Here is an 11,754-nt window from a genome sequence, read left to right as displayed (position 1 = left end):
CCGCCCCATGTCGACCGAGAACCCCCAGCCGCTCTGGCAGCCCGATCCGCAGCGCATCGCCCGTGCGCAGGTGACCAGGTTCCAGACCTGGGCCGCGCAGCGGTACGGAGCCCCCGCGGACGGCGGCTACGCGGCCCTGCACCGCTGGTCCGTCGACGAGCTCGAGACGTTCTGGACGGCCGTCACGGACTGGTTCGACGTCCGGTTCTCGACGCCTCCCGCGCGCGTGCTCGGCGACCGCTCCATGCCCGGCGCCGAGTGGTTCCCCGGCGCCACCCTCAACTACGCCGAGCACGCCCTGCGCGCCGCCGACACCCGCGCGGACGAACCGGCCCTGCTGCACGTCGACGAGTCCCACGAACCCCGCCCGGTCAGCTGGGCCGAGCTGCGCCGCCAGGTCGGCTCCCTGGCCGCCGAACTGCGCGCCCTCGGCGTACGCCCCGGGGACCGCGTCAGCGGCTACCTCCCCAACGTCCCGCAGGCCGTCGTCGCGCTCCTCGCCACCGCCGCCGTGGGCGGCGTCTGGACCTCCTGCGCCCCCGACTTCGGCGCCCGCAGCGTCCTGGACCGCTTCCAGCAGGTCGAACCCGTCGTGCTGTTCACCGTCGACGGCTACCGCTACGGCGGCAAGGAGCACGACCGCCGCGAGGTCGTCGCCGAACTGCGCCGCGAGCTGCCCACCCTGCGCGCCGTCGTGCACATCCCGCTGCTCGGCACCGACGCCCCCGAGGGCGCCCTGGACTGGGCCACCCTGACCGGCGGCGACGCGGAACCCGTCTTCGAGCAGGTGCCCTTCGCCCACCCCCTGTGGGTGCTCTACTCCTCGGGCACCACCGGCCTGCCCAAGGCCATCGTCCAGTCCCAGGGCGGCATCCTCGTCGAGCACCTCAAGCAACTCGGCCTGCACTGCGACCTCGGACCCGAGGACCGCTTCTTCTGGTACACCTCCACCGGCTGGATGATGTGGAACTTCCTCGTCTCCGGCCTCCTCACGGGCACCACGATCGTCCTGTACGACGGCAGCCCCGGCTACCCCGACACCGGCGCCCAGTGGCGCATCGCCGAACGCACCGGCGCCACCCTGTACGGCACCTCCGCCGCGTACGTCATGGCCTGCCGCAAGGCCGGCGTGCACCCCGCGCGTGACTACGACCTGTCCGCGGTGCAGTGCGTGGCCACCACCGGCTCGCCCCTGCCCCCCGACGGCTTCCGCTGGCTGCACGACGAGGTCCGCGACGACCTGTGGATCGCCTCGGTCAGCGGCGGCACGGACGTCTGCTCCTGCTTCGCCGGCGCCGTGCCCACCCTGCCCGTCCACACCGGCGAGCTCCAGGCGCCCGGCCTGGGCACCGACCTGCAGTCCTGGGACCCCGAGGGCCACCCCGTCGTCGACGAGGTCGGCGAACTCGTCGTCACCAACCCCATGCCGTCCATGCCGGTCCACTTCTGGAACGACCCCGACGGCACCCGCTACCACGACAGCTACTTCGCCACCTACCCCGGCGTCTGGCGCCACGGCGACTGGATCACCATCACCGCACGCGGCTCCGTCGTGATCCACGGCCGCTCCGACTCCACGCTCAACCGCCAGGGCGTACGCATGGGCTCCGCCGACATCTACGAAGTCGTCGAACGGCTGCCGGAGATCAAGGAATCCCTGGTCATCGGCATCGAACAGCCCGACGGCGGCTACTGGATGCCGCTCTTCGTGCACCTCGCCCCCGGCGCCGTCCTCGACGATGCGCTGCTCGACCGCATCAAGCGGGCCATCCGCGAGCAGCTCTCCCCGCGCCACCTCCCCGACGAGGTCATCGAGGTCCCGGGCGTCCCGCACACCCTCACCGGCAAACGCATCGAGGTCCCGGTCAAGCGCCTCCTCCAGGGCACACCGCTGGACAAGGCCGTCAACCCCGGCTCCATCGACAACCTGGAACTGCTGCACTTCTACGAGGACCTCGCCCGCAAGCGCTCCTGAGACGACCCCCTCCCACGGCACGCACGGTCACCATGGCGCCCCGCCGACCATGGTGACCTGCGCTTTTCCCTGGACGCGACCGCGTTGTCAGTGCCCCCGGTTACTGTGAGTGAGCATTGACGACTGCGCTCAGGGGGAGACATGGAGTACAGCGACGACCACCACATGAGGCGCTCTCTGCGTCGAGAGATCGCCGGCACCATCGGCCTGCTCACGGACGAGCACGACTTCCGCGCCATGCGGCGCTACCGCAGCTTCACCTTCGACGATCACGCCGCCTACCTGCGGCAGGTCGAGTCACTGCTGAAAACCCGAGCCCTCCAGGGCAACCACACCACCGTGGCACTCTTCGACCCCGTGGAGTACGCCGATTTCTGCACCGAACGCGGCCTCGACCCGGACCTCCCGGCCACCCGCTCCCGCTTCACCGCCGAACTCGCGACCACCGGCCCCGCCCTGCCCTATGAGGGCCAGCCCCTGGCCGATCTCGTCCCCGCCCTCGTCGACGAAGCCGTCCGCCAGGCCACCTGGGAGTACGCCTCCACCCTGCTCGCCCGCTTGGGCTCCTGCGCCTTCTGCGGCGAGGACATCGGCCACGCCGCCTTCACCCGGGCCTCCGACCTCCTCCTGCGGATCCTCGACGCCGCACCACCGGGCGACCGCCACCTCGTGTGCAGCGTCACCGGCACCCCCGAGGCGCTGGTGGCCGTGCTCCGCGCCGAGCGGGCAGCCGACGGCACCACCCGGCTCGACGAGGCCGAGGCCCTGGAGTTCACCACCGTCCTCGCCCTCGGCCTCGCCACCCGGAGCCCCGGCGGCCTCGTCATGCGCACCACCGCACCCGACACCCCCGACCGCGTCTGCGGCTGGCGGATCCGCACCGGAACCCTCGAACCCCTCACCGCCGGAGAGGTCTTCGACGCCTACTGCACCGACGCCCCGTCCGGCGACCTCATCCCACCCGAGTCCGACGTCGACTACTGCGTGCCCCCCGACCTGGGAGAGGAGGGACCCGCACCGGGCCACCGCCACTGAACCCGCACCACCCGGACACACGGAAGGGGCGCCCCACCCCAAGAAGGGGACGCCCCGGACCGTGCACCGCCTACGCGGCCCCGGCTACTCGCCGGACAGCACCGCCTGCGCAGCGGCACGCGCCTCCTCGGCGCTGTCTGTCGCTCGCGCGGCCACCGCGGCCCGCTCGCACTGCGCCAGCGTGTACTTCGCCAGCGTCGCCCGCACGTACGGAATCGAAGCCGCACCCATGGAGAGGGAGGTGACCCCCAGACCGGTCAGCACACACGCGAGCAGCGGGTCGGACGCCGCCTCACCACAGACACCACAGCTCTTGCCCTCGGCCCTGGCCGCCTCCGCGGACAGCGCCACCAGGTCCAGCAGGGCCGGCTGCCAGGGGTCCTGCAGACGGGACACCGCACCCACCTGACGGTCCGCGGCGAAGGTGTACTGCGCGAGGTCGTTCGTGCCCAGCGACAGGAACTCCACCTCCCGCAGGATCGACCGCGCCCGCAGCGCCGCCGACGGGATCTCCACCATCGCGCCGAACTTCGCCCGCAGCCCCGCCTCCCGGCAGGCGTCCGCGAACGCCTTGGCGTCGGCACGGTCCGCCACCATCGGGGCCATCACCTCGAGGTGGACGGGCAGCCCCTCCGCGGCCTTCGCCAGGGCGGTCAGCTGGGTCCGCAGGACCTCCGGGTGGTCCAGCAGCGTCCGCAGCCCCCGCACGCCCAGCGCCGGGTTGGGCTCGTCGCCCGGCGTGAGGAACTCCAGCGGCTTGTCCGCGCCCGCGTCCAGCACCCGCACGACGACCCGCCCCTCGGGGAACGCCTCGAGCACCTGACGGTAGGCCTCGACCTGCTTCTCCTCCGACGGCGCGTTCTTGCTGTCGTCCAGGAAGAGGAACTCCGTACGGAACAGACCGACACCCTCCGCGCCCGCCTCCACGGCCGCAGGGACATCGGCCGGACCGCCGACGTTGGCCAGCAGCGGCACCTTGTGCCCGTCCGCCGTGACACCCGGCCCCGTCGAGGCGGCCAGCGCGGCCCTGCGCTCGGCGGCCGCGGCCTCCAGCTGCGCCTTCTTCTCCTCGCTCGGGTTCACGAAGATCTCACCGCTGCTGCCGTCGACCGCGATCAGCGTGCCCTCGGCCAGCTCACCGGCACCCGGCAGCGCGACCACGGCGGGCACCCCGAGCGCCCGCGCCAGGATCGCGCTGTGACTGGTCGGCCCGCCCTCCTCGGTGACGAAGCCCAACACCAGCGCCGGGTCCAGCAGCGCCGTGTCGGCCGGCGCCAGGTCACGCGCCACCAGCACGTACGGCTCGTCGCTGTCCGGCACGCCCGGCATCGGCACGCCCAGCAGCCGCGCGACGATGCGGTTCCGCACGTCGTCCAGGTCCGCCACCCGGCCGGCCAGGTACTCGCCGGCGTTCGCGAGCAGCTCGCGGTACGCGGCGAACGCGTCGTACACCGCACGCTCGGCCGTGCTGCCGACCGCGATGCGACGCTCGACGTCCGCCATCAGCTCGGGGTCCTGGGCCATCATGGCCTGCGCCTCGAGCACCGCCTGCGCCTCGCCGCCCGCCAGGTTGCCGCGCGCGGTCAGGTCGGCGGCCACGGCGTCCACGGCCTGGCGGGCGCGGCCCTGCTCACGCTCCGCGTCCTGCGGCGGTATCTGCTTGGCCGGCGGCTCCAGGACCGCCGTTCCCATGTGCCGAACCTCGCCGATGGCCACACCGTGGCTCACGCCGACGCCTCGCAGCGTTGTCTCCATCTCACCCGTCTCCGATAGTGCGGCGGGTCCCGCCGCCGCTGTGGTGGTCCTACCTGCCGTCATGACGACGGCGACGGCATCACTGCCGGAAAAGCGTCACTGCAGGGGGAAGCGCGTCACTGCCAGGAGAAGAGGGTGTCCCCGGCCTTCACGTCGCCGCTCTCGCGCAGCTCGCCGAGGGAGTCGGCCGTGGCCTCCAGTGCGACGACGGGGCACACCGCGGACTTGCCGGCGGCCTCCACGGCGGCGGGGTTCCAGCGCACCACGGCCTGACCGCGGGTCACGGTGTCGCCCTTGTTCACGAGGAGCTCGAAACCCTCGCCGTTCAGCTGCACGGTGTCGATGCCGAGGTGGGTGAGCACGCCGTGGCCCTCACTGTCGACGACGACGAAGGCGTGCGGGTGGAGGGAGACGATGACACCGTCCACGGGGGCGACGGCCTCGGAGGGCTCGCGGACCGGGTCGATGGCGGTACCCGGGCCGACCATGGCCCCGGAGAAGACCGGATCCGGCACGGCGGCCAGTCCGATGGCGCGTCCTGCCAGCGGGGACGTCACGGTGGTCATGGGAAGCCTCCCAGAGGAGTGGAGTTGTACATGGGCCGTCACGGCCAGTCCCGGACGGCGCACTGTGCAGCAGGGTATGTCATAGGAAGTACCGGTTCCGCACGAGAGCTACCGATCCGCGACGTGAGCCGTGGTCTAGACCACTAGCCTAATGGATTTGCACGCCGTCCGCGGCCCCCTGTACAGTCGTACTCCTGCTTGGCGATGAGCTACGCGGTTCCGCGTGCCGATCAAGCAGCACCCAACTTGTCGGATCCTATCCAGGGTCGCCTTCCGCATGCCTGCGGGACGGTGGTCAGGGAGACGGAAAAACGCTGATAGAGTTGGGAACACCGAAGGGAAGCGCCCGGAGGAAAGCCGCGAGAGAGTCTCTCGGGTGAGTACAAAGGAAGCGACCGTTCCTTGAGAACTCAACAGCGTGCCAAAAATCAACGCCAGATATGTTGATACCCCGTCTCCGGTCATCACGACCGGGACGAGGTTCCTTTGAAGAAAACACAGCGAGGACGCTGTGAACCGTTGAGCTTATTCCGCTCGACGGTTCCGCTCTCGTGTGTGTGCACCGGATTACCGGTAAACATTCACGGAGAGTTTGATCCTGGCTCAGGACGAACGCTGGCGGCGTGCTTAACACATGCAAGTCGAACGATGAACCACTTCGGTGGGGATTAGTGGCGAACGGGTGAGTAACACGTGGGCAATCTGCCCTTCACTCTGGGACAAGCCCTGGAAACGGGGTCTAATACCGGATATCACTCTTGCAGGCATCTGTGAGGGTCGAAAGCTCCGGCGGTGAAGGATGAGCCCGCGGCCTATCAGCTTGTTGGTGAGGTAACGGCTCACCAAGGCGACGACGGGTAGCCGGCCTGAGAGGGCGACCGGCCACACTGGGACTGAGACACGGCCCAGACTCCTACGGGAGGCAGCAGTGGGGAATATTGCACAATGGGCGAAAGCCTGATGCAGCGACGCCGCGTGAGGGATGACGGCCTTCGGGTTGTAAACCTCTTTCAGCAGGGAAGAAGCGAAAGTGACGGTACCTGCAGAAGAAGCGCCGGCTAACTACGTGCCAGCAGCCGCGGTAATACGTAGGGCGCAAGCGTTGTCCGGAATTATTGGGCGTAAAGAGCTCGTAGGCGGCTTGTCACGTCGGGTGTGAAAGCCCGGGGCTTAACCCCGGGTCTGCATTCGATACGGGCTAGCTAGAGTGTGGTAGGGGAGATCGGAATTCCTGGTGTAGCGGTGAAATGCGCAGATATCAGGAGGAACACCGGTGGCGAAGGCGGATCTCTGGGCCATTACTGACGCTGAGGAGCGAAAGCGTGGGGAGCGAACAGGATTAGATACCCTGGTAGTCCACGCCGTAAACGGTGGGAACTAGGTGTTGGCGACATTCCACGTCGTCGGTGCCGCAGCTAACGCATTAAGTTCCCCGCCTGGGGAGTACGGCCGCAAGGCTAAAACTCAAAGGAATTGACGGGGGCCCGCACAAGCAGCGGAGCATGTGGCTTAATTCGACGCAACGCGAAGAACCTTACCAAGGCTTGACATACACCGGAAACGTCTGGAGACAGGCGCCCCCTTGTGGTCGGTGTACAGGTGGTGCATGGCTGTCGTCAGCTCGTGTCGTGAGATGTTGGGTTAAGTCCCGCAACGAGCGCAACCCTTGTCCTGTGTTGCCAGCATGCCCTTCGGGGTGATGGGGACTCACAGGAGACCGCCGGGGTCAACTCGGAGGAAGGTGGGGACGACGTCAAGTCATCATGCCCCTTATGTCTTGGGCTGCACACGTGCTACAATGGCCGGTACAATGAGCTGCGATACCGTGAGGTGGAGCGAATCTCAAAAAGCCGGTCTCAGTTCGGATTGGGGTCTGCAACTCGACCCCATGAAGTCGGAGTTGCTAGTAATCGCAGATCAGCATTGCTGCGGTGAATACGTTCCCGGGCCTTGTACACACCGCCCGTCACGTCACGAAAGTTGGTAACACCCGAAGCCGGTGGCCCAACCCCTTGTGGGAGGGAGCCGTCGAAGGTGGGACTAGCGATTGGGACGAAGTCGTAACAAGGTAGCCGTACCGGAAGGTGCGGCTGGATCACCTCCTTTCTAAGGAGCACATAGCCGACTGCAAGCAAATGTCTTGCACGGTTGCTCATGGGTGGAACGTTGATTATTCGGCACGGTCGGTCTGAAGGACCCGCTAGTACTGCTTCGGCGTGGAACGTGAGTCTGGATGAACGATCGGGTCGGGCACGCTGTTGGGTGTCTGAGGGAATGAACTTCCTCAGTCGCCGGCCCCAGTGAACTCCGGAGTGATCCGGGGGTGATGGGTGGCTGGTCGTTGTTTGAGAACTGCACAGTGGACGCGAGCATCTGTGGCCAAGTTTTTAAGGGCGCACGGTGGATGCCTTGGCACCAGGAACCGATGAAGGACGTGGGAGGCCGCGATAGTCCCCGGGGAGCCGTCAACCAGGCTTTGATCCGGGGGTTTCCGAATGGGGAAACCCGGCAGTCGTCATGGGCTGTCACCCACTGCTGAACACATAGGCAGTGTGGAGGGAACGAGGGGAAGTGAAACATCTCAGTACCCTCAGGAAGAGAAAACAACCGTGATTCCGGGAGTAGTGGCGAGCGAAACTGGATGAGGCCAAACCGTATGCGTGTGAGACCCGGCAGGGGTTGCGCATACGGGGTTGTGGGATCTCTCTTTCACAGTCTGCCGGCTGTGAGGCGAGTCAGAAACCGTTGATGTAGACGAAGGACATGCGAAAGGTCCGGCGTAGAGGGTAAGACCCCCGTAGTCGAAACGTCAGCGGCTCGTTTGAGAGACACCCAAGTAGCACGGGGCCCGAGAAATCCCGTGTGAATCTGGCGGGACCACCCGCTAAGCCTAAATATTCCCTGGTGACCGATAGCGGATAGTACCGTGAGGGAATGGTGAAAAGTACCCCGGGAGGGGAGTGAAATAGTACCTGAAACCGTGTGCCTACAAGCCGTGGGAGCGTCGGAGTGGAGCTTGCTCCATTCTCGTGACTGCGTGCCTTTTGAAGAATGAGCCTGCGAGTTTGCGGTGTGTTGCGAGGTTAACCCGGGTGGGGTAGCCGTAGCGAAAGCGAGTCCGAACAGGGCGTTTCAGTAGCACGCTCAAGACCCGAAGCGGAGTGATCTAGCCATGGGCAGGTTGAAGCGGAGGTAAGACTTCGTGGAGGACCGAACCCACCAGGGTTGAAAACCTGGGGGATGACCTGTGGTTAGGGGTGAAAGGCCAATCAAACTCCGTGATAGCTGGTTCTCCCCGAAATGCATTTAGGTGCAGCGTCGTGTGTTTCTTGCCGGAGGTAGAGCACTGGATAGGCGATGGGCCCTACCGGGTTACTGACCTTAGCCAAACTCCGAATGCCGGTAAGTGAGAGCGCGGCAGTGAGACTGTGGGGGATAAGCTCCATGGTCGAGAGGGAAACAGCCCAGAGCATCGACTAAGGCCCCTAAGCGTACGCTAAGTGGGAAAGGATGTGGAGTCGCAGAGACAACCAGGAGGTTGGCTTAGAAGCAGCCACCCTTGAAAGAGTGCGTAATAGCTCACTGGTCTAGTGATTCCGCGCCGACAATGTAGCGGGGCTCAAGCGTACCGCCGAAGTCGTGTCATTGCAGCATATACGGCCAACGCCGGCTGTGATGGGTAGGGGAGCGTCGTCTGCCGGGTGAAGCGGCACTGGAAGGTAGTCGTGGACGGTTGACGAGTGAGAATGCAGGCATGAGTAGCGATACACACGTGAGAAACGTGTGCGCCGATTGACTAAGGGTTCCTGGGTCAAGCTGATCTGCCCAGGGTAAGTCGGGACCTAAGGCGAGGCCGACAGGCGTAGTCGATGGATAACCGGTTGATATTCCGGTACCCGCTGTGAAGCGTCAAACATCGAATCCAGTGATGCTAAGGCCGTGAAGCCGCCCTGATCTCTTCGGAGTTGAGGGGAGTGGTGGAGCCGCTGACCCGATCTGGTAGTAGGTGAGTGATGGGGTGACGCAGGAAGGTAGTCCAGCCCGGGCGGTGGTTGTCCCGGGGTAAGGGTGTAGGCCGTGATCCAGGCAAATCCGGATCACACGAGGCTGAGACCTGATGCCGAGCCGATTGTGGTGAAGTGGATGATCCTATGCTGTCGAGAAAAGCCTCTAGCGAGTTTCATGGCGGCCCGTACCCTAAACCGACTCAGGTGGTCAGGTAGAGAATACCGAGGCGTTCGGGTGAACTATGGTTAAGGAACTCGGCAAAATGCCCCCGTAACTTCGGGAGAAGGGGGGCCACATCCGGTGATGAATCTTGCACTCTGAGCTGGGGGGGGCCGCAGAGACCAGCGAGAAGCGACTGTTTACTAAAAACACAGGTCCGTGCGAAGCCGTAAGGCGATGTATACGGACTGACGCCTGCCCGGTGCTGGAACGTTAAGGGGACCGGTTAGCTCCATTTCGGTGGGGCGAAGCTGAGAACTTAAGCGCCAGTAAACGGCGGTGGTAACTATAACCATCCTAAGGTAGCGAAATTCCTTGTCGGGTAAGTTCCGACCTGCACGAATGGCGTAACGACTTCTCGACTGTCTCAACCATAGGCCCGGTGAAATTGCACTACGAGTAAAGATGCTCGTTTCGCGCAGCAGGACGGAAAGACCCCGGGACCTTTACTACAGTTTGATATTGGTGTTCGGTTCGGCTTGTGTAGGATAGCTGGGAGACTTTGAAGCGGCCACGCCAGTGGTTGTGGAGTCGTCGTTGAAATACCAGTCTGGTCGTGCTGGATGTCTAACCTGGGTCCGTGATCCGGATCAGGGACAGTGTCTGATGGGTAGTTTAACTGGGGCGGTTGCCTCCTAAAGGGTAACGGAGGCGCCCAAAGGTTCCCTCAGCCTGGTTGGCAATCAGGTGTTGAGTGTAAGTGCACAAGGGAGCTTGACTGTGAGACCGACGGGTCGAGCAGGGACGAAAGTCGGGACTAGTGATCCGGCGGTGGCTTGTGGAAGCGCCGTCGCTCAACGGATAAAAGGTACCCCGGGGATAACAGGCTGATCTTCCCCAAGAGTCCATATCGACGGGATGGTTTGGCACCTCGATGTCGGCTCGTCGCATCCTGGGGCTGGAGTCGGTCCCAAGGGTTGGGCTGTTCGCCCATTAAAGCGGTACGCGAGCTGGGTTTAGAACGTCGTGAGACAGTTCGGTCCCTATCCGCTGTGCGCGTAGGAGTCTTGAGAAGGGCTGTCCCTAGTACGAGAGGACCGGGACGGACGAACCTCTGGTGTGCCAGTTGTCCTGCCAAGGGCATGGCTGGTTGGCTACGTTCGGGAGGGATAACCGCTGAAAGCATCTAAGCGGGAAGCCTGCTTCGAGATGAGGACTCCCACCCACTTGATGGGGTAAGGCTCCCAGTAGACGACTGGGTTGATAGGCCGGATCTGGAAGCACGGTAACGTGTGGAGGTGACCGGTACTAATAGGCCGAGGGCTTGTCCTCAGTTGCTCGCGTCCACTGTGTTGGTTCTGAAACCACGAACAGCCTTCGGTTGTTGTCTGTTTCATAGTGTTTCGGTGGTCATAGCGTAGGGGAAACGCCCGGTTACATTTCGAACCCGGAAGCTAAGCCTTACAGCGCCGATGGTACTGCAGGGGGGACCCTGTGGGAGAGTAGGACACCGCCGAACTCCTTTTACAGCTCCGGCTCTTGGGCACTGCCCAGGGGTCGGAGCTTTTTTGCGTTGAGGTAAGGTCAGTGAGCATCGTTGGCTCGTTTCCCACTGGAGGCCCCCGGGTGGAGGTCCAGGAGACCCGTGTCCAGACGGACCGGGTCCTCACCATCCCGAACATCCTGAGCATGGCTCGCCTGCTCGGCGTGCCCCTGTTCCTGTGGCTCATTCTGAGGCCCGAGTTCGGCGGCCCCAAGAGCGACGGCTGGGCCCTGCTCGTGCTCGCCCTCAGCGGGATCAGCGACTACCTGGACGGCAAGCTGGCGCGACGCTGGAACCAGATCAGCAGCCTCGGCCGGCTGCTCGACCCGGCCGCGGACCGGCTGTACATCCTCTCCACGCTGGTCGGCCTCACCTGGCGGGAGATCCTGCCGCTCTGGCTGACCGCCGTACTGCTCGCGCGCGAGCTGGTCCTGCTGGTGATGGTGGGCATCCTCCGGCGCCACGGCTATCCGCCGCCCCAGGTGAACTTCCTCGGCAAGGCCGCCACGTTCAACCTGATGTACGCGTTCCCGTTGCTGCTGCTCAGTGACGGAAGCGGATGGATCTCGTCACTCGGAGCCATTTTCGGATGGGCGTTCGCCGGATGGGGTACAACCCTCTATTGGTGGGCAGGAGTGCTGTATGTGGTGCAGGTCCGCCGCCTTGTCCGCGCGGACGCCATGGCCGACTGATCCCGCAGCGTAGCGGTGAGC

General features: G+C 65.0%; 5 protein-coding genes and 3 rRNA genes. 6 read left to right on the top strand and 2 right to left on the bottom strand.

Translation table 11 applies throughout. From position 1 onward, the window contains the following. The first annotated feature begins 7 nt into the window (after positions 1 to 7). Complete coding sequence (locus E4U91_RS05820; RefSeq protein WP_137305799.1) at positions 8 to 1,975, top strand: acetoacetate--CoA ligase; 1,968 nt, start codon at positions 8 to 10, stop codon at positions 1,973 to 1,975. A 141-nt stretch (positions 1,976 to 2,116) separates the two neighbouring features. After that, the gene (locus tag E4U91_RS05815) at positions 2,117 to 3,010 is read left to right on the top strand and encodes a hypothetical protein (protein WP_137305797.1); all 894 of its coding nucleotides are present in this window, start codon (positions 2,117 to 2,119) and stop codon (positions 3,008 to 3,010) included. Between the two features lie 84 nt (positions 3,011 to 3,094). On the opposite strand, the gene ptsP is transcribed toward E4U91_RS05815, so the two are convergent. Next, positions 3,095 to 4,765, bottom strand: coding sequence for a phosphoenolpyruvate--protein phosphotransferase (ptsP, locus tag E4U91_RS05810; protein ID WP_137305795.1), 1,671 nt, complete (start codon positions 4,763 to 4,765; stop codon positions 3,095 to 3,097). 116 nt (positions 4,766 to 4,881) lie between these two features. Continuing rightward, on the bottom strand, positions 4,882 to 5,331 hold the full coding sequence (locus tag E4U91_RS05805) for a PTS sugar transporter subunit IIA (RefSeq protein ID WP_137305793.1): 450 nt from the start codon (positions 5,329 to 5,331) through the stop codon (positions 4,882 to 4,884). Positions 5,332 to 5,911: 580 nt separating this feature from the next. On the opposite strand from E4U91_RS05805, the gene E4U91_RS05795 reads away from it, so the two are divergent. The 4 genes from E4U91_RS05795 (at position 5,912) to clsA (ending at position 11,733) form a co-directional block, all read left to right on the top strand. Beyond that, positions 5,912 to 7,437: ribosomal RNA gene (locus tag E4U91_RS05795) — 16S ribosomal RNA — on the top strand. A 271-nt stretch (positions 7,438 to 7,708) separates the two neighbouring features. Beyond that, positions 7,709 to 10,830 (top strand): 23S ribosomal RNA (locus E4U91_RS05790). 70 nt (positions 10,831 to 10,900) lie between these two features. Then, positions 10,901 to 11,017 (top strand): 5S ribosomal RNA (gene rrf, locus E4U91_RS05785). Together the 16S, 23S and 5S rRNA genes form the textbook arrangement of a ribosomal RNA operon. A 107-nt stretch (positions 11,018 to 11,124) precedes the next feature. Beyond that, positions 11,125 to 11,733: a cardiolipin synthase ClsA gene (gene clsA, locus E4U91_RS05780; protein ID WP_137305789.1), complete on the top strand. Its 609-nt coding sequence runs from the start codon at positions 11,125 to 11,127 to the stop codon at positions 11,731 to 11,733. Positions 11,734 to 11,754 lie beyond the last annotated feature (21 nt).

The sequence above is a fragment of the Streptomyces lasalocidi genome, from assembly GCF_005280215.1.
Taxonomy (GTDB): domain Bacteria; phylum Actinomycetota; class Actinomycetes; order Streptomycetales; family Streptomycetaceae; genus Streptomyces; species Streptomyces longwoodensis.
The sequence above is the reverse complement of the archived record's forward strand: the minus strand, read 5'-3'. Positions and strand labels throughout refer to the sequence as shown.

Bases quoted from the DNA above. Each gene is read 5' to 3' on its own strand.
- E4U91_RS05820 (WP_137305799.1), top strand. From the start codon at position 8: ATGTCGACCGAGAACCCCCAGCCGCTCTGGCAGCCCGATCCGCAGCGC.
- E4U91_RS05815 (WP_137305797.1), top strand. From the start codon at position 2,117: ATGGAGTACAGCGACGACCACCACATGAGGCGCTCTCTGCGTCGAGAG.
- ptsP (WP_137305795.1), bottom strand. From the start codon at position 4,765: ATGGAGACAACGCTGCGAGGCGTCGGCGTGAGCCACGGTGTGGCCATC.
- E4U91_RS05805 (WP_137305793.1), bottom strand. From the start codon at position 5,331: ATGACCACCGTGACGTCCCCGCTGGCAGGACGCGCCATCGGACTGGCC.